The organism is Pedobacter sp. AK013, from assembly GCF_014205835.1.
Classification (GTDB): domain Bacteria; phylum Bacteroidota; class Bacteroidia; order Sphingobacteriales; family Sphingobacteriaceae; genus Pedobacter.
This window is the reverse complement of sequence record NZ_JACHCQ010000032.1, coordinates 11,409-28,648: the sequence shown is the minus strand read 5'-3', so window position 1 is coordinate 28,648 and position 17,240 is coordinate 11,409. Positions and strand designations below refer to the sequence as shown.

19 protein-coding genes are annotated in these 17,240 nt (G+C 36.8%); 9 read left to right on the top strand and 10 right to left on the bottom strand.

All coding sequences use genetic code 11. The annotated features are described in order from the left end of the window. Positions 1 to 110 precede the first annotated feature (110 nt). The 9 genes from HDC90_RS19445 to HDC90_RS19405 all read right to left on the bottom strand — a co-directional run bounded on the left by HDC90_RS19445 (position 111) and on the right by HDC90_RS19405 (position 6,793). On the bottom strand, positions 111 to 767 hold the full coding sequence (locus HDC90_RS19445; protein ID WP_184469353.1) for a porin family protein: 657 nt from the start codon (positions 765 to 767) through the stop codon (positions 111 to 113). A 183-nt stretch (positions 768 to 950) separates the two neighbouring features. Continuing rightward, on the bottom strand, positions 951 to 1,481 hold the full coding sequence (locus HDC90_RS19440; RefSeq protein ID WP_184469351.1) for a hypothetical protein: 531 nt from the start codon (positions 1,479 to 1,481) through the stop codon (positions 951 to 953). Between the two features lie 224 nt (positions 1,482 to 1,705). Beyond that, positions 1,706 to 2,242, bottom strand: a complete 537-nt coding sequence (locus HDC90_RS19435; protein ID WP_184469349.1) for a hypothetical protein — start codon at positions 2,240 to 2,242, stop codon at positions 1,706 to 1,708. 2 nt (positions 2,243 to 2,244) lie between these two features. Then, the gene (locus tag HDC90_RS19430) at positions 2,245 to 2,952 is read right to left on the bottom strand and encodes an ATP-binding cassette domain-containing protein (protein ID WP_184469347.1); all 708 of its coding nucleotides are present in this window, start codon (positions 2,950 to 2,952) and stop codon (positions 2,245 to 2,247) included. A gap of 147 nt (positions 2,953 to 3,099) precedes the next feature. After that, positions 3,100 to 4,020 carry a glycerophosphodiester phosphodiesterase family protein gene (locus HDC90_RS19425; protein WP_184469345.1) on the bottom strand — a complete coding sequence of 307 codons (921 nt, stop codon included), beginning with the start codon at positions 4,018 to 4,020 and terminating at the stop codon, positions 3,100 to 3,102. Between the two features lie 73 nt (positions 4,021 to 4,093). Then, positions 4,094 to 4,726 carry a response regulator transcription factor gene (locus HDC90_RS19420; RefSeq protein WP_184469343.1) on the bottom strand — a complete coding sequence of 211 codons (633 nt, stop codon included), beginning with the start codon at positions 4,724 to 4,726 and terminating at the stop codon, positions 4,094 to 4,096. An 88-nt stretch (positions 4,727 to 4,814) separates the two neighbouring features. Further along, positions 4,815 to 5,600: a sensor histidine kinase gene (locus tag HDC90_RS19415; protein ID WP_184469341.1), complete on the bottom strand. Its 786-nt coding sequence runs from the start codon at positions 5,598 to 5,600 to the stop codon at positions 4,815 to 4,817. Continuing rightward, positions 5,579 to 6,226: a hypothetical protein gene (locus tag HDC90_RS19410; RefSeq protein WP_184469339.1), complete on the bottom strand. Its 648-nt coding sequence runs from the start codon at positions 6,224 to 6,226 to the stop codon at positions 5,579 to 5,581. Before HDC90_RS19410 ends, HDC90_RS19415 begins: the two co-directional genes overlap by 22 nt. Positions 6,227 to 6,238: 12 nt before the next feature. Further along, positions 6,239 to 6,793 (bottom strand): hypothetical protein, encoded by a 555-nt coding sequence (locus HDC90_RS19405; RefSeq protein ID WP_184469337.1) that lies wholly within the window; start codon positions 6,791 to 6,793, stop codon positions 6,239 to 6,241. A gap of 350 nt (positions 6,794 to 7,143) precedes the next feature. Here HDC90_RS19405 and HDC90_RS19400 point away from each other — a divergent pair, with 350 nt between their 5' ends. The 7 genes from HDC90_RS19400 to HDC90_RS19370 all read left to right on the top strand — a co-directional run bounded on the left by HDC90_RS19400 (position 7,144) and on the right by HDC90_RS19370 (position 13,900). Continuing rightward, positions 7,144 to 8,550, top strand: a complete 1,407-nt coding sequence (locus HDC90_RS19400) for a S8 family serine peptidase (protein ID WP_184469335.1) — start codon at positions 7,144 to 7,146, stop codon at positions 8,548 to 8,550. Continuing rightward, positions 8,547 to 8,750, top strand: coding sequence for a hypothetical protein (locus HDC90_RS19395; protein ID WP_184469334.1), 204 nt, complete (start codon positions 8,547 to 8,549; stop codon positions 8,748 to 8,750). The genes HDC90_RS19400 and HDC90_RS19395 overlap by 4 nt, the downstream gene beginning before the upstream one ends. Positions 8,751 to 9,173: 423 nt before the next feature. After that, positions 9,174 to 10,817: a glycine--tRNA ligase gene (locus HDC90_RS19390; RefSeq protein WP_184469333.1), complete on the top strand. Its 1,644-nt coding sequence runs from the start codon at positions 9,174 to 9,176 to the stop codon at positions 10,815 to 10,817. 93 nt (positions 10,818 to 10,910) lie between these two features. Continuing rightward, positions 10,911 to 11,591: a 2'-5' RNA ligase family protein gene (locus HDC90_RS19385; protein WP_184469332.1), complete on the top strand. Its 681-nt coding sequence runs from the start codon at positions 10,911 to 10,913 to the stop codon at positions 11,589 to 11,591. Positions 11,592 to 11,616: 25 nt separating this feature from the next. Then, entirely contained in the window at positions 11,617 to 12,498 is an 882-nt protein-coding gene (locus HDC90_RS19380) for a DUF6252 family protein (protein ID WP_184469331.1), read from the top strand. Positions 12,499 to 12,641: 143 nt separating this feature from the next. Beyond that, positions 12,642 to 13,049: an AraC family transcriptional regulator gene (locus tag HDC90_RS19375; RefSeq protein ID WP_184469330.1), complete on the top strand. Its 408-nt coding sequence runs from the start codon at positions 12,642 to 12,644 to the stop codon at positions 13,047 to 13,049. A gap of 86 nt (positions 13,050 to 13,135) precedes the next feature. After that, the gene (locus HDC90_RS19370; RefSeq protein ID WP_184469329.1) at positions 13,136 to 13,900 is read left to right on the top strand and encodes an SDR family oxidoreductase; all 765 of its coding nucleotides are present in this window, start codon (positions 13,136 to 13,138) and stop codon (positions 13,898 to 13,900) included. A gap of 218 nt (positions 13,901 to 14,118) precedes the next feature. Here HDC90_RS19370 and HDC90_RS19365 read toward each other — a convergent pair whose 3' ends face one another. After that, complete coding sequence (locus HDC90_RS19365; protein WP_184469328.1) at positions 14,119 to 15,324, bottom strand: SH3 domain-containing C40 family peptidase; 1,206 nt, start codon at positions 15,322 to 15,324, stop codon at positions 14,119 to 14,121. Positions 15,325 to 15,462: 138 nt separating this feature from the next. On the opposite strand from HDC90_RS19365, the gene HDC90_RS19360 reads away from it, so the two are divergent. After that, positions 15,463 to 16,152 (top strand): CAP domain-containing protein, encoded by a 690-nt coding sequence (locus HDC90_RS19360; protein WP_184469326.1) that lies wholly within the window; start codon positions 15,463 to 15,465, stop codon positions 16,150 to 16,152. A 267-nt stretch (positions 16,153 to 16,419) separates the two neighbouring features. Further along, a complete protein-coding gene (locus tag HDC90_RS19355; RefSeq protein WP_184469324.1) occupies positions 16,420 to 16,920 on the top strand; it encodes a GtrA family protein in 501 nt (166 codons plus the stop codon). The last annotated feature ends 320 nt before the right edge of the window (positions 16,921 to 17,240 follow it).

The window sequence follows — 17,240 nt, the reverse complement described above, 5'->3', positions numbered from 1 at the left end:
TCGAAGATGGTTGGTGGTAGATAGTTTTACAGTTAATGGGCTGATTATTAAAAGCACTAAACAAAAAAGCCCCCGATTTTCATCAGAGGCATAAAGTTATTTTAGATTCGCTAAAAAGAAAAGCCCAACCCAATCGTAAACACCTTGTTTTTGATTGAAGCATCAAAATCTTGTGCGTCTTCATCATTTACCAGATTGCGTAAACCCAAGCCATAACCTGCGTGAATGTTTAAACCATTATTTAACTGAAAACCAGCTAAAAAATTTAATCCGTAATCGCTACGGCCAAAACCCGAATCTTTGAATTCGATTTTCTCTTTTTCTGAGCCCATTTTAGCATTGGCACTTAAGGCATAAGCAAAGTAAGGACCTGCGCCTACAAATAATTTACCTGCATCGCCCGTTTTAAAGTTTACAAGCGCATTAACCGGTAATTCAAGATACTTGAAATTTAATGTAGCATTAACATCGGTAAGAAAATCATCGTTATTGAATCCAAAACTACTGCTGTTAATTTTTGTTCCTTTATCGATAAAGGTTAATCCAGGTTGAATAGAAACCAAATCAGATAATTCAAATTCTACCGTTCCACCTACATAATAAGAGGTTTTTGTACCATAACTAAATGATGCATTGCCCGCTGAGAAAGTCATATTTGGAAAAGCAACGCCTGCTTTTAAGCCAAATTTAACCGGTTTACTACTTTGAGCTAAAGCTGCAGTACTTAGCGCAGCAACTGTTAATAAAGATAATACTAGTTTTTTCATCTGATTTTTTTGAGATTGTTTGTTAGAATTGTTTTTAATTTCCATTTACCCGCCTGATTTTCAAACAGGCGCCACAATGATAGATAAACTAATTTGATAGTTAAAATATTTTAAGGAATAAATTTATGTAAATAACAAAGCCCCCAATGGCTTGGAGGCTTCTGAATAAATTATGGCTTAATGTTATAAACCGAATGCAAATGCAGCGCGTAAGCCAATAAAGCCTGAAGAACCGCCATTTCCTGACCAGTTTTCGTAACGTAAACCGAAATCTAAACTAGATTTATCGGCAACTGAAAATGAAGCACCTAATGTTGGAGCCACAGCAAAAAAAGTTTTGCCACCAGTTTCTGTGCTAATTGCAGCACCTAATTCGCCGGCACCATAGAAGTTACCACCAAAATAATATTTAGCACCTGCTTTTAGTGGAACTACTCCACTGCTTGTTTTAGCACCAATGGCTTTAAGCGCATCCTTGTAATCACCTGTAGCCATTAGCGATAAATAACCAGCTGAACCTGTTAAACTTAAATCTTTAGCTACTGGATGTTCATACTGTAATGAACCACCTACGATAAAGGTATTTGAATTTTTTTCAGTTGGTAAACCAAATTCAGCACCAATGCTTAATTTTTGAACCGCACCTTCTGTTTGAGCTGAAGCTGCAAAGCCCAGGCCTGCAACCATTAATAAAGATAGTAATACTTTTTTCATTGTTTTTTAAATTATTGTTCGTTAATTATTTCAGGTTTTAGACAATCATGATGCCAAAAACGTTACAAATAAAATCAGAAACAAAAATTTTAAAACATAAGACACTGATTAACTGAATATTAAATAAAAAATAATTTATTCTAAAACGTTGTATTAAGTTATAAGATTTAAGAGTATTGTATTTTTTTGACCAATAAACCAAACAATTAAACACAACAATTGTTTCACAGCCCAAACACATAGGCAAATCTGATCCCTACAAATCCTTTTGTATCAGATCTGTTCAAGCCGATCGTATTATTCTTTCCTGTCCATGCTTCGTAGCGGATACCTAAATCGAGTTTATTTTCTCCTGAAAGTTTGAATTGATTGCCTATGCCGGGCGACCAGGCAAATAAGGTTTTCTGATTTTTATTTAAAGGCAATGCGGCTCCTAATTGTCCTTCGGCGTAAAAGCTTTCACCCAAATGATATTTCAAGCCAGCTTTAGCGGGTAAGTAAGTTAAATCCTGAACATTGAAAAGCTGATTCTGCCGACCGAAAAAGTTCATAAAGCCTGCATTTAAAGTTAATGCAAAATTTTCAGCTACCAGAAAATCAGCTTTTATGGATGCCCCCAAGCCAATTCCTGAAAGGTTCGAAAAATTGCCTGAGGGTAAACCGATCTCGGTACCGACACTGGCATTTACTTGTGCTTTTAACAAAATCGGACTTAAAAATAAGGAGGCAATGAGTAAAATTTTGATTTTTGGATCGAACATAATTATGCGGTAAGTTTTCTAAAAATATCTTCTAATGATTGCTGTTGGTACATTTTTTTTAGGCCTTCGAGCGAATCTTTCGCTACAATTTTACCTTTACTAATGATAATGATATCATCACAAATGGCTTCAACCTCCTGCATAATGTGGGTAGAAATGATAACCGTTTTAGCCGCACCTAATGTTTTAATCAACTGCCTAATGTCAACCAATTGGTTTGGGTCTAAACCAGAAGTAGGTTCATCCAAAATTAAAACTTCAGGATTATGGATAATGGCCTGGGCTAAACCTACCCTTTGACGGTATCCTTTAGATAACATACCGATTTTTTTATGCTGCTCTGGTGTTAAGCCTACCATTTTGATCACTTCATCAATCCGCGCAGGCAAATTGTTAAGCTTATAAGTTTGTCCAACAAAATTTAAAAATTCCTTTACATACATATCCGTATAAAGCGGGGTATTTTCAGGAAGATAACCGATATGCTTTTTAGCTTCAATGGCATCAGAAAGAATGCTTTTACCAGAAATTTCAGCCATACCAGATGTAGGTTCTAAATACCCGGTAAGCATGCGCATAGTGGTAGATTTACCAGCTCCATTAGGGCCAAGAAAACCCAAAATACGACCTGGGCTGGCTTCAAAACTAATCGAATCGACCGCCTTCTGCTTATCGTAATGTTTAGAAAGATTTTTAACTGAAATACTCATATCTGTATGTTTAACCGCAAAGAACACAAAGGTTTTCGCAAAGGTAACGTTTAGAACTATCGTCATTGCGAGGCACAAAGCAATCTTAAAGCACTCGCAATAGACTATAGTAGTAGGATTGCTTCATGCCGCGCAATGACGAACAGGTTAGTTTACATGCACTGAACTTAATTTTTTATTATACCTAAACTTATCCAGTTCTTCTGATGCCTGTGGTAAATTATCACCCGACAAAATATCGGCACCGTTATTAACCAAATGATAATAAACATTTTTTACCGGACTGGCAATGGCGCTTTTATCGATATTCCCCATGGTGCCTAAAATAGTAGTAATGCCCTTGTTGTGTAAATATTGGTACAATTCTTTATCTGGAGCTGAAACACCAACAAAAGCTACGATACGGTTGTTAGGAATACCCAGATTATTTAAACGTTTCAATTCTGCTTTCTTTTGAACAGATGCTGAAATCATGAGCTCAGGTGCCAATTGGTGTACCTCCTTTGCCTGATTGGCGGTATAGGTAATAATAATCGAGTTACTTTCTACTTTATATTGTCTTACCTTTTCGATCACTTTTGCATAAGAAACCCCTTTTTTCAAATCGATCGTTAATAAAACTTTTCCTTTGCTCCAGCTTAATACGCTGTCTAAAGTAGGGATTTTAAATTTTGTTTCCCTGCCAGCATTATCTTTAAGGTTAAAGGCTTTCAACTCTTCATAGGTATAATTGCCAATCGGCCCTTTTCCTGTCGAAGTGCGATCGAGCTTATCATCGTGCATAATCACCATTACCGAATCTTTACTGTAAGCAATGTCGAATTCGATAATTACCGGATTATAAGTGGTAGCATTATTAAATGTTTCGATGCAGTTTTCAGGAAAACCAGGCATTGGCCCTCCTCGATGGGCACTAATTAATGGGAAGCGGTTTTCTGGCGACCATTTTAAGAATTGATATAACTCCGTGGGTGTATTAAATTTAATATATTGATGGCTTTTTTCTTCTGGTTTACATGAGGTAAAAACTGCAACAATAACCAAAAATAGCAAATGATGGAATTTCATGCGTCAAAAGTAAGGTTAATTGATTAATTGTTGAAATCGGTTATTTTTGTTATCAGTATAACAATTAACCAAACTAAGCAAATCCATTTTTAATGGCAAAAACTGCCAGTCCAACCCTGGTTTTGAGTTCCAGTTTTTCGCATAGTTGATCTCTATAACTTTCAACAGTTCTTGGGCTACAGAACATTTTATCGGCTATTTCTTTATAATTAAGTTCGGTAACGGTATATTTTAAAAATTCTTTTTCCCGGTCTGAAATTTTGATTTCTGCATCTTTGGCCTTATTCAAACTGGAAAAGATAATTTTCGATGCCCAATCAGGGTAAAAAAATCCGTTGATATTCAATTTTGTAAGTGCATTTTCTAACTCTACCGGATGTGCATTTTTTAAGAGGTAGCCTTTAGCACCGTTGCTCACCATTTTAATTACACTTTTTTCTTCGCCCTGCATACTGAGTGCCATTACTTTTACCTCAGGGTGATTTGCAGTTACCCAGGTTACGGTTTCAAAACCGTCCATAATGGGCATACTAATATCCAAAAGTAAAATATCTGGGATTTTATTGCTGTTTTCGAAGTTTTTAATCAGCTCTTTTCCGTTTTCGCAAACATACATCACCTCAAAAGCTGCAAAATTATCTATAATGCCTTGAAGTGCTTTTGCTATCAGGATATGATCATCAACAATAACTATAGTTTTTTTCATCAGTATAGAGTTTGTTTTCAAAGGTAATGAAGCTATCATGATTTTAAATATTCATTCCCCTGCGGGTTTTGGTAAAATCATGATGGTTTCATGCCGGGCCATTTAAAATAATAGTAAGTGTAGTGCCTAAATCGGGTTTGCTTTCTAAATTAAATTGTCCGCCGATAATTTCGGCTCTTTTCTTCATGTTTTTTAATCCTATACCATCAGAAGTGATTTTACCATAATCAAATCCTACTCCATCATCCTGTATTTTTAATGTTAAAAAAACTTCAGGAGAAGAATTTAACTGGATCATGATATTGCTGCAGCGTGCATGTTTTAAGCTATTTTGAAGAAATTCTTGCGTTATCCTTAATAGTACATTCTTTTTCACAAACTCCAGATCTATACTGTCGAAATTGTATTGAAAGGTTACCTTACATTTTTTCAAAGCATTGAGGTTGTTCACTTCTTCCTGTATTAAAGTTACAATTTCATTTTCACTTATATTATCGTTCGTTAAGTTTTTCGACAAACTCCTCAAGTCTTGCAAGGATGAATTAATGATCTGATAAATCTGTTCAATTCTTTTGCTTGCCTGAGGCACCTTATTTTCGTATACAAGCTGTTGGGCATAAAGGCTCACCAATGTTAATTTTTGCCCGATATTATCATGTAACTCGCGACCAATCTGCTGCATGGTGGCCTGTTGTATTTCCAACTGGGTAGTTAAAAGTTCCTTTTGGTGTATTTCGTTTGTGATTTTGATTTCATTCAGGTATTCTCTCTTTCGTTCTTTATATTTTTTAATATAAACCATAAGGGCTACTACAAACAGTACAAAAAACAGATTGAAAAGAATAATTGTAATTAAGAGTTCTGTTTTCCCCATATAAATGAAATTGAGAATAATACATACATTACAATTCCCGATACCAAAAAGTAATCGAAATAAATATTCCAGATTTGCTTATACTCTACCAGCAGGTAATAAAAGGTCCAAAATGGTAATGTTCCAATATAAAACAACGTTACACCCAAATTAACATAAAACATTTTGTTCCTGTTAAAATTAATGATATCGGAGGATGTAATCTGTTTATAATATTCCATCACCACCAAAACCATCAAAATAAAGGATCCAAAAGTATAATTAAAGGAAAAGATTATTTTACTGCCCTTAAAGTAGAACTCGCTGGGTATAAATGAAATTAAATATAATAAGGAGAGTATCCAAAACAGCTTTTTATTGTTAAAAGATTTGAAAGCATAAAGCCAGTAAAAAAAAATAAACTGAAAGGGGATAACGGCATAGTTATAATATTTTGTTTTAGAAAAACTCATGTATGCACCTCCCCATTTCCCTATGGCCTCACAAATAAAAACGATAACCAAAAAATAAATAAAAAAACACCAATATTGCCCTTTTAAGCCTTTTAAATACAGCAAAGCAACAATTGCAGTTCCGCCCTCAATCCAAAGAAAGCTATCGCTAAGAAATTTTTGAAAGCTGTTCATGTTATAATGACCTTAGTAAATCTCAACCGTAGCTTCTGCAGGTGGAATAAGCTGACCATGATTTTGAGCCATTACCTCACGCGATTGGCTGTCAGTACTATCCGAACTCATAGCCATTAAGGTAATTGGCTGCTCTTTTTCTCTTTCTTTTATTGGGAAAGTAGAACGGTCTAAAGGATTAAAATCATAATCCTGGTAGCTTCCATCGCCGCCCTTCTTCTTTAAAGTAGGGATCATAACAAGTGTATGTTTTTGAGCATAATTTTTTCCTATCGCCTTTTCATCCTCAAAATTATTCCATTCGTTCTCTTTTGGATAAGCAGCGTAATAGAAGCGGATACCCAACGCACCATCAGCAATGCGTGGATTTACTTTTTTGGTGAAAAATTCGATATCAGCAATAAACTTTTTCAAGGTTTTTAAACCGAAAGAAACAGAATGGGCATCGCTTATCCCTAAAAGTTTATTAATCGCTGCTAAATGGTTGTTACGGTAACCATCTACCATTTGCTGAATTGTGGCCGGATCCATCGTACTTGGACGTCCGCGCCTTTCGTTTGTTTTCATAAGATCGATTAATTTCTGTAACAGATAATATACTAATGCCCCACATAAAAATGCGATAGCATAGATTGGCAGATGTTGCATTTCCATAATTTTTGAGTTTTAATTAAAGTTAACTTTTATTCCCAAATGTGATAAAACTTTTATAGATAAAAGGTGGGGTTTTCCCCATATTTTATTGTTGTTTTTACTGCTTTTTATTTCGTTGCTTTTACCGCTGATTTCTAGTGGTTTACCTGATGTTTTTCTGCGTCAACTATTTCAATTTTGGATTGGTATTTATCAACAAAAAACGCCAACAGGAATAAGCCGAAAATCCTGAATAGAGTAGGCAAAACTTAAAAACTTAAACCATGTCAAAAACCTTGAAAAAAGAAGAAAAAGTAGAGTATACAGGAAAATACCTGGTACTACTACCAGAGGGATCTAACACTTCAGATTCGATCAACTCAATCAGCGCCATCAGCGGGCTGAACCTAAAAAGCTCCCTGGAGTTCGAAAATGAATTTTTTACAGATAAAGATCTGGCTAAAACCGATGGCATTGTATTGGACAAATTGGGTATCGCTATCGTAAACGAAAAACCAAAAATTGAAAACTCAATCAGCAGTTTAGGCGAAAGTGAAATGATTGTGGAAAAGGAAAGAGTAGTTTATGCTATTGGGATGCTGGATGAAAGTACCCAAAATTATGTAGAGGGTTACAGAGATGCAGTAAATCAAATGACCAATGTATTGGTTGGAACCGAAACAGAAGATTACAATTACGAAGAGCAACAATCTGAAGTAGAATCGGTTGGCGCTACCTGGGGATTAAAAGCAACCAATGTTGTACCAACCAGCTTTTTAAGATACAACCCATACAATGGTGCAGGCATTAAAGTTGCCATATTGGATACTGGCTTCGATTTTACCCATCCTGATTTTGCTGGCCGTCCTATCGTTCACCAAAGTTTTATCACTGGCGAAACTACACAAGATGGACATGGCCATGGCACACACTGTACAGGTACTTCCTGTGGTCCTGCCAGCTCACCATCGGCAGTTGAAAGATATGGAATTGCTTATGCAGCAAGCATTTATATTGGTAAAGTATTAAGCAATGGTGGATCTGGTGGAGATGGTGGCATTCTTGCGGGCATTAACTGGGCCATTGCCAACCGCTGTGATGTGGTAAGCATGTCGCTAAGGGGCTTTGTAACCGGAACAGGCTATTCTGCCGTTTTTGAAACCGCTGCTGCCCGCGCTTTGGCACAAGGCACTTTAATTATTGCCGCTGCAGGAAATGATTCGGCAAGGCCAGGCACTGTAAAACAGGTAATGCATCCTGCAAATTGCCCATCAATAATGGCCGTAGGTGCTGTAGATGTAAATATGAACGTAGCAGCTTTTTCTAACGGAGGCCTTTACCCAACTTATGGTGCTGTAGATATTGCTGCCCCAGGTGTTAATGTGTACTCTTCTACAAAACTGCCTACTAAGTATGCCAGCTGGAACGGAACCAGTATGGCTACCCCCCACGTTGCTGGTATTGCCGCACTATGGGCACAAGCGTCGGGCCTTAGGGGAATTAATTTATGGAGAAAACTAACCTCTACAGCGAAAACATTACCTTTACCTGGCAGAGATGTAGGTGCAGGATTGGTACAGGCGCCGACAAAAACAAGATTGATTAAATTCCCAATTGATAGAACCCCGATTTTGATTAATCCGAAATTCCCTATCGATCCAATTGGCCCAATTGAAAAAATTATAAGATGAAAACAAAATGGTTAATATCTGTAAAGGATGATGCTATGGATGCTGTTTCCGCTGAATTGAGAGCATTGAAGATCGACAATTTAGAGAAACTGGATTCGATCGGTGTAATTGTTATTGTTCCGGGCGATCATAAAATAGCAGATATCAAAAAGATTGATGGTGTATTAAATGTTGAAGAGGAAAGGGACGTTAGCATTTAAGCTTACACACCCCATCATTGACCTATAAAAACCGGTGCAGCTAAATGCCACACCGGTTTTTTTTTGCACTCTATATTTAAACGTTAATAGCTCCGCATTTTGACCACCTAAACCTGACGCGGGCACGAGTGTGATGAAGTAAATCGGAAAGCAGGGACTAATTAAACCGATTAGCACTGCAATTGCTTTTCAAATCATATTGGACCATATAAGAGATTTAAGGACAGATAAGCTCAATAGTCACATATCTGATTCCTTTCCTTAAAAGATGGCTGACCACGAAGTATCTACAAGGCAATTAAAAACACCATTTCTACTTGTAAAATAAATTCAGCATGACGATAGCGTTGGTTTTTAAGTTGATCAAAAACCTTCAACCTTATACCTTTAAACCCTCCACCTTTTTATTATCTTTGCTGCATTATGGCTCAAAAGAATAACGACGAACAATTTAAAAATGTAATATCACACGCTAAAGAATACGGTTTTGTATTTCAGAGCAGCGAAATATATGATGGCTTAAGTGCTGTTTACGATTATGGCCAATTGGGTGCCGAATTAAAAAACAACATTAAAACTTACTGGTGGAAAGCCATGGTGCAAATGCACGAAAACATTGTAGGAATTGATTCTGCAATTTTTATGCACCCTAAAGTTTGGAAAGCCAGCGGGCACGTAGATGGTTTTAACGACCCAATGATCGACAATAAAGATTCGAAAAAACGTTACCGTGCCGACCAGTTACTAGAGAATAAAATTGATGAATTATATTCAGAATTAGCCAACTTCAGTACTGAAAACAAAGCTAAGTTTGAGGTGTTTCAACAAGAAATATTGGGTTTAAGTGATGAGGGACAGGCAAGCTGGGTACCAACATTTAAAGATGAGGAAACAATTTTAGATCATGCCAAATATCCTTTTGTGGAAGAGGCAAGCTGGAGATTTGTTAAAAAGGGTTTAACGCTTGAGGTAGAAATGAACTTGGCACTTAAATCTGAAAATTTAGCCCAACTAAAAGATTTAATTGTTGATTACAAGGTAATCTGCCCGATATCTAAAACTTCTAACTGGACTGATGTGCGCCAATTTAACCTGATGTTTAGCACGCAATTTGGTGCAATGGCTGAAGGTAGTGATGAGGTTTATCTTCGTCCGGAAACAGCGCAAGGTATTTTTGTAAACTTTTTAAATGTTCAAAAATCGGGAAGGATGAAAATTCCTTTCGGTATTGCGCAGATTGGTAAGGCTTTCAGAAATGAGGTAATTGCCCGTCAGTTTATTATGCGTATGCGTGAGTTTGAGCAAATGGAAATGCAATTTTTTGTTCGCCCGGGTGAAGACACAAAATGGTTCGAATACTGGAAAGAAGCACGTTTAAAATGGCATAAAGCTTTAGGCACCAATCCAGAAAAATACCGTTACCACGATCACGTTAAACTGGCTCACTATGCCAATGCAGCTACCGATATCGAGTTCGAATTTCCGTTCGGGTTTAAAGAGGTTGAAGGAATCCACAGTCGTACCGATTTCGATTTAAAGCAGCATGAGAAGTTTTCTGGCAAAAAAATGCAGTATTTCGATAACGACTTAAACGAAGAAGGTAAACCTTATGGCAATTACATTCCTTATGTAATTGAAACTTCTATCGGTTTAGACCGCATGTTCCTGTTAACCATGATCAATGCATTCGAAGAGCAGGATTTAAGCACCGATGATAAACAGGATAGCCGTACTTTATTACGTTTACACCCGGCTTTGGCACCTTACAAAGTAGCTATTTTCCCATTAACCAAAAAAGATGGTTTACCCGAGAAGGCCCGAGAGATTATGGATACCTTGAAATTTGATTTCAATTGTATTTATGAGGAGAAAGATGCTATCGGTAAACGTTACCGCCGTCAGGATGCAGTGGGTACGCCTTTCTGTATCACGGTTGATCACCAGAGTTTAGAAGATAATACGGTTACGATCCGCCATAGAGACAGCATGGAGCAGGAACGTGTAGCCATTACCGATTTAGGAAACATTATTGGCTCGGCAGTAAGTTGGAAAACTTTGTTGGCTTAAAACGAGAAACGTCATGCTGAATTTATTTCAGCATCCAACTAGATCATATTTAGTCGCAGGTTTTAAGCCTGCGACTTTTTTATGTAAGAAAAGATGAATTTAGCAGAACACTACAATAAACTTTATACCGAGTCAATTGCTAAAATATCATCTGGCGATTACGAAACAGATCCTCGAATTGATGCGGAGGCCGATCAGCGTTTTGGGATCACACTGGTAATCAGACCAGATGCAGCAACGAAGGATAAAATTCAACAGTTTTTAACTGAAGCGAAAGCAATTGAACCTAATCAATATTATTATCAGAATTCGGATATACATATTACCCTAATGTCTATCATTTCCTGTTATGAAGGCTTCGACCTAAAGGACATCCATGTTGGGGATTACATTCAGCTTATTAAACAGGTTTTAACCAGACATAAGCATTTCAAGATCGAGTTTAAAGGACTTACCGCATCATCATCCTGCATTTTAATTCAAGGTTTTTTAACAGATACTTTAAACAAAATCAGAGACGATTTAAGGGCTACATTTAAAAATTCAGAGCTACAACAAAGTATAGATAAACGTTATGCCATCCAGACAGCTCATTCTACAGTGATCCGTTTCAGATCGGAGTTAGCCAATGTAAATGCTTTGCTCAGTCTCATCGAAAAATACCGGGATTTTGATTTTGGCACTTTCGAAGTAAAACAGATAGAACTGGTTTATAACGACTGGTATCAACGCGAGAAATATGTTAAAAAATTGCATCAGTTTTCTTTATCTTAGCATATTAATTAACCCAAACAAATTAATGCTCGTGAAAGTACCTTTTAAATTATCGCTATTGGCTCTTGTATGCCTTTTGATTACGTCATCCTGCAAAAAAGAAATCGATTATCACCAGGAATGGGATTTATCTACCATGAGTGCTAAAGTTGACGGCGCTTTATTGCAATGTACTTTAACTACTGCCCAGGTTTATGAAGTCGGCGGAAAAATAAGCGCACAAATTTCTGGTTTTAAAGGTACTACAGCATTTACCTTAGTGATGAGCGATTTTAAAGGGGTTGGAACTTATGCTTTATCCGACAACAACTTCGCAACTTATCTTACTGGTACATCCTTCTCTCAGGACGCTTACATCGGCAGTACATCAGGAACAATAAAGATAACCAGCTACTTATCAGACAAATACATTAAGGGTACTTTTGAGTTTAAAGGAGAAAATCTATCTACTTCAACAAGCAAAACCATTAGTGAAGGGCAATTTATGATCAGTTTGGTCCCTGTTAAACTGCCAGAAACCAATAACAGCACTAATAATTTAAGTGCAAAGGTAGATGGTACCACAATTGGTTTTACCGGTGAAGCAACATCAATCAACACACCAATTATTGGCAATTTACTTACGATTGTAACTATAAATGGTGATAAACGCATGATTCTTTCAGTTATAGACTATAAAGGTGTAGGCACCTACGATCTTGTAACCGATGGAGTTGGATCTTATATGAAAGACCAAACACCTACAGGCTCATTTACAGCTACAAGTGGCACTTTGGTGATTACAAGTGAAGTTGGTGGTAAACTAAAAGGAACATTTTCATTTAAAGCACCCAATGAAAATACGACAATTAATACTTCTGTAACGGTAACAGATGGTGTTTTTGACCTACCCTTTAGCAAAAAATAAGAAATATTTTTTTTAGAATATAAAACCGCTGGTCTAAAAATCAGCGGTTTTTGCATTTAATAATCCTTTGGTCACAAATAGGTTCAAGATTTAATATTTATTTATCCGAATATTATATTTGTCTAAACAGCAATCGCTTTGATATGAAAATCCCACAGAAGTTTTTTGCCCGCCAACATGAAATTGCTGCCGATTTCTTAAAGGAACTGGATAAACATTTAGACGATGTGGTATCGGGTAGGGCAACGGAGATGTTTGAAGTAAGAGATTTTGCCGAGCTTATTCACGTTCATCCAACACATTTAAGCAATACCATTAAATCGGCTACTGGCCATTCCCCTTGTTATTTCTTTGAAGAACGTTTAATGGAAATTTCGAAATCGATGTTACAGAACGTTAGTATGCCTATTGCAGAGATAGCTAGAATTTTAACCTACGATCCATCTAACTTTACCAAGTTTTTTAAACACTTCTCTGGCCAAACACCAAAACAGTATAGAGAAGCTTATTTTCAATCTTTGGCCGCAAATAAGGAAATTGTCACCATATAAAACTTAAACAGTCACCATTTTTACTTAAGCTGTCACCATTTTTTCAGCAGGTTTCCATCTAACTTTGTTTAACAAATTAAAAGAAAATGGAAACACAAAATAAAATCGCCCTGGTAACCGGTGGCAGCCGCGGATTAGGAAAAAATGCTGCTTTAAAAATTGCAGCAAAAGGAATTGGTGTAATTGTTACCTATCAATCAAAAAAAGAAGAAGCCGAAGATACCGTTAACGAAATAAAACAATTTGGGGTTCAGGCTGCAGCATTACAGTTAAACGTTGCCGATACTAAAACTTTCGATGCCTTTTTTGTAGAAGTTAAAACTATACTGAAATCTGTTTTTGATGCCGAAAAATTCGATTTTCTCATCAATAATGCAGGGATTGGCATTCATGCATCTTTTGCTGAAACTACCGAAGAACAATTTGACACTTTGGTAAATATCCAGTTTAAAGGAGCATTTTTCTTAACTCAGAAAGCTTTATCATTACTAAATGATGGCGGTGGAATCATCAACATTTCTACTGGCCTTGCCCGTTTTGCGCTGCCAGGTTATGCGGCTTATGCGTCAATGAAAGGTGCTATGGAAACTTTAACAAGGTATCAGGCTAAAGAATTAGGTTCAAGAGGAATCAAAGCTAACATTGTCGCTCCTGGCGCCATTGAAACTGATTTTGGAGGCGGTGTAGTGCGCGACAATGAACAAGTAAATGCAGGAATAGCCTCGAATACAGCTTTAGGCCGTGTAGGTTTGCCTGATGATATTGGTGGCGTAGTGGCATTTTTATGTACTGAAGATGCCAGATGGATTAATGCACAACGAATTGAAGCATCAGGCGGTATGTTTTTATAGCCTCACCATTAAGTAGCCATATTTCTGTCTCGGCTTGAGGTTGTATCATAATGGTGATTTCACCTCAAATAATGTCATATTAAGCTCGTCGAAAGGCCTTAAAGAGTATTTTCAGTCCCTTCGACAAGCTCTCTGTAATTGCCACTTGGACAAAGAACGGCAAACCTACGATGTTTATGACCCAAACTCTTGAACACACACTGCTTTAAACCCAACCGTTAATGTACTGAGGTTGCGTACCAGTCATGTTGATCTACCCTTGTAATTTCGGGCTTACCAATCTGGTTTAGAAAACGCCTGGCACTCACCAAAGTTTTGCTTTCCCGCTCGTCAAAGTTAGTATCATCTGGTTTTAAGCTATTAATCTTTACCATTCCTGCAGATTGAATAAATGCGCCATCGCCCATATAAATAGCGGTATGTGTTATCCTTCCTCCGGATGTTCCTTTCAATTTTGCTGCAGCGAAAAACAGTAAATCGCCAGCTTTTAAATTCTTAAGACATTTAGTGAGACTAATCGAATCTCCTTCTAAAACAGGTATATCCTCTCCAACCAAAGCTTGTTGCGAGGCATCTCTCGGAATAATGATGCCATTCAGGAAATAGCTTGTTTTGGTAAAACCACTACAATCTACCCCTTTGATAGATGTACCACCCCAAAGATAGGGCACGCCAATTAGTGTTTTTGCTGTTGTCAAAATAGCTTCCGCATCTGGATTAGGTCTTTTCAACCAATTCGAAAACAGTAGGGCATCAGTTTTCTTAATATAGCCCTTCCTTTTATCAGGAAAAAGAACCTGATAATAAGCTTTTTCTTCACCGGTTAACACTAAGATATTGCCACTCACTAAATCAGAAACGCGGGAGGCGTTGATATCTGCCTCGCTAAAAGCATGACCAAAGTCGGAAGTAAAAATAATCCTTTTCGATTTTTTCCATTGGTCAAAAGCCGCTTTATCCATTACACTTACAGCGGTACCGTCAGTCCATGATAAGTAACCATCGGGTGTACGTACCAGATAATAGCCACCTTGCTTTTTTAATACCTGCACAGGCGTACCCAAAATCATCTGCGTCATCATTTCTGCCGCATTTTGAGGGGCAGCTCTGTTGTTACAGACCGAAAGATTGGCTAATCCGTATTCCATCCCGGTCAACTTGTTCGAAGGAAGGAGTGTGTTTATTTTAACGAAACCCTTAAAATCTTTGGTTTGATTATTTAGTGCCTCAAGCACTTGAGCAGATGTGCTTTCTGCAAGAACAGTATCTCCTTTAAACTGAATATTAAAATAAACAGATCGTTTATCTGGAGCAAATTCTTTCTTTACTTGATTTGAAATCGTTTTATACGCTGCTGTATCAATCTGCGCCTTTAAAGAAACCGCAAAATTTAATAAACAGCTCACTATTAATATACTTTTCATCATCATTTTCTAAAACTAAAATTACGAATATTCATATTGCTTAATTAGGTAAAGGCTGTAACTAATTGCTTACGCGATATTATTTTAACAGACGAGAAATAAAAAAAATTAAAAGACGTTATCCATGAAAATCACGCTATGTTTAAAATACTTCTACCTATACTTTTACTCTTAATTTTTTCCGGCCAGGTTAATGCTCAAAAATGGACTGATGCAGAATTCAGAAAAGCCAATACCGCAGCTAATGCTTCTTATTTAAGTAACGAAGAAAAAAATATCGTAATGTATATGAACCTGATCCGCCTTGATGGTGAAAAGTTTTATTACACGTTTTTAGAAGACTACATCAATAATTACAATGCTAAAGTGCGGCAGTACAGAAATTATAATGAACTCCGGATTACCAGAAATAATTCTTACTATACTTCTTTGCTTAAACATTTACGTGGCGTAAAAAACCTGCAAATGTTTTATCCTGATGACAAATTAACTTCATTAAGTCGGAGCCACGCACAAGATTTAAACAGGAATAATTTAGATACACATGAAAGCAGTAATGGAGATAAGTTTTCGAAACGATTATCCAGATACTTCCCCAATAAGGCCATGAGTGAAAATATCGATTTCGGTTATTCGAACAGTTTAGACATCGTTTGTCACCTATTATTAGATTGTGGTGTGCCTTCCCTTGGCCATCGTTTTAATTTACTCGATCAAAAATACAAACTCAATACTGTTGGTGTAAGCATACAGCCCCACCCTTCTTATAGCTGGTGCGCAGTAATTGACTTTGTTGCACAATCTAAATATTATACCGATAACGAGTAATTACATAAATGATCTTTATACATGGCAATAAAAATTTAATTGTAAATTGCGCCAATAACAACGGTTGCACAGCAAATTGCATGTTTTAAGGCCACCACGTCCTGCTGAATTCGTTTCAGCATGTTTATGGCAGGAAAGATCCTGAAATAAACTGCGTAGCACGCTTGAATACAATTGAAAATATAAGCAGACAATGAAAAATTCAGGATGACGGCCGCTTATGCAATTTGTAGTACCCCCAATAACAACAACGAATAGTTTTAAGTAATGCGCAAAATAATTTTAGCCGTAATAGATTTTTTTCATCCTCCTTTTAAAAAGTTCATTTCCTTACACAATTTCAGGTATTTGGTAACTGGAGGCACTACATTCGTGCTGGGCATCATCATTTATTTTTTATCATTCAACTTTCTTTTTCATGATGATGAGGTTAAGATATTTTTCTTTACACTCAAAAAAGACACAGCAGCACTTGCTGTAGATTTTGCTGTGGTAATACCATTTAGTTTCCTGATTAATCGTTATGTAGTTTTTACACATAGCGAAGTAAAAGGCCGCACACAGTTATTTAGGTTTTTAAACCTGCAATTTATCAACGTATTGCTTAATGTTTTTCTATTTAAATTCTTTGTAGAAATATTGATGGTTTACCCAACTATTTCAAAAGTTATTGTAGCAGTGCTTGTTGCATCATTTAGTTATATTTATCAGCATTACTTTACCTTTAGTGTAAAGAAAATCGGCAATAAAAAAGGGAAAAAGATTTAACGGACAGCCCGGCCAGAGCCTCCCGACGAAATGCTACAGCACCTTTCCAAATTATAAATCTCTTTAAATTTTATTTTTTTGGGGAAAGCAATTTCACAAACATTTCGTTTTCTTCTGTCCCGCCTTTACTTCAAGTCCTCACTCGTTACCTCGCTCCGGGCTTTACGCGACAGTCGGGTTTATATGGCCACAACATTGCTCCTATTTTCGTTTTTTAGCAAAATACAGGAAAAACAAGGTTCATCAGCACAAGCCTTTGTGAATAAACGGGATGGAAGCAGCATCCCCCGATTCTTCATCGGGGATATAGCAAACAGCCC

Excerpts from the sequence above, each read along its gene's own strand:
- HDC90_RS19370 (WP_184469329.1), top strand. The coding sequence starts at position 13,136 with ATGGAAACACAAAATAAAATCGCCCTGGTAACCGGTGGCAGCCGCGGA.
- HDC90_RS19380 (WP_184469331.1), top strand. The coding sequence starts at position 11,617 with ATGCTCGTGAAAGTACCTTTTAAATTATCGCTATTGGCTCTTGTATGC.
- HDC90_RS19360 (WP_184469326.1), top strand. The coding sequence starts at position 15,463 with ATGTTTAAAATACTTCTACCTATACTTTTACTCTTAATTTTTTCCGGC.
- HDC90_RS19375 (WP_184469330.1), top strand. The coding sequence starts at position 12,642 with ATGAAAATCCCACAGAAGTTTTTTGCCCGCCAACATGAAATTGCTGCC.
- HDC90_RS19420 (WP_184469343.1), bottom strand. The coding sequence starts at position 4,726 with ATGAAAAAAACTATAGTTATTGTTGATGATCATATCCTGATAGCAAAA.
- HDC90_RS19395 (WP_184469334.1), top strand. The coding sequence starts at position 8,547 with ATGAAAACAAAATGGTTAATATCTGTAAAGGATGATGCTATGGATGCT.
- HDC90_RS19405 (WP_184469337.1), bottom strand. The coding sequence starts at position 6,793 with ATGAAAACAAACGAAAGGCGCGGACGTCCAAGTACGATGGATCCGGCC.
- HDC90_RS19425 (WP_184469345.1), bottom strand. The coding sequence starts at position 4,020 with ATGAAATTCCATCATTTGCTATTTTTGGTTATTGTTGCAGTTTTTACC.
- HDC90_RS19415 (WP_184469341.1), bottom strand. The coding sequence starts at position 5,600 with ATGGGGAAAACAGAACTCTTAATTACAATTATTCTTTTCAATCTGTTT.
- HDC90_RS19435 (WP_184469349.1), bottom strand. The coding sequence starts at position 2,242 with ATGTTCGATCCAAAAATCAAAATTTTACTCATTGCCTCCTTATTTTTA.
- HDC90_RS19410 (WP_184469339.1), bottom strand. The coding sequence starts at position 6,226 with ATGAACAGCTTTCAAAAATTTCTTAGCGATAGCTTTCTTTGGATTGAG.
- HDC90_RS19385 (WP_184469332.1), top strand. The coding sequence starts at position 10,911 with ATGAATTTAGCAGAACACTACAATAAACTTTATACCGAGTCAATTGCT.
- HDC90_RS19355 (WP_184469324.1), top strand. The coding sequence starts at position 16,420 with ATGCGCAAAATAATTTTAGCCGTAATAGATTTTTTTCATCCTCCTTTT.
- HDC90_RS19440 (WP_184469351.1), bottom strand. The coding sequence starts at position 1,481 with ATGAAAAAAGTATTACTATCTTTATTAATGGTTGCAGGCCTGGGCTTT.
- HDC90_RS19390 (WP_184469333.1), top strand. The coding sequence starts at position 9,174 with ATGGCTCAAAAGAATAACGACGAACAATTTAAAAATGTAATATCACAC.
- HDC90_RS19400 (WP_184469335.1), top strand. The coding sequence starts at position 7,144 with ATGTCAAAAACCTTGAAAAAAGAAGAAAAAGTAGAGTATACAGGAAAA.
- HDC90_RS19430 (WP_184469347.1), bottom strand. The coding sequence starts at position 2,952 with ATGAGTATTTCAGTTAAAAATCTTTCTAAACATTACGATAAGCAGAAG.
- HDC90_RS19365 (WP_184469328.1), bottom strand. The coding sequence starts at position 15,324 with ATGAAAAGTATATTAATAGTGAGCTGTTTATTAAATTTTGCGGTTTCT.
- HDC90_RS19445 (WP_184469353.1), bottom strand. The coding sequence starts at position 767 with ATGAAAAAACTAGTATTATCTTTATTAACAGTTGCTGCGCTAAGTACT.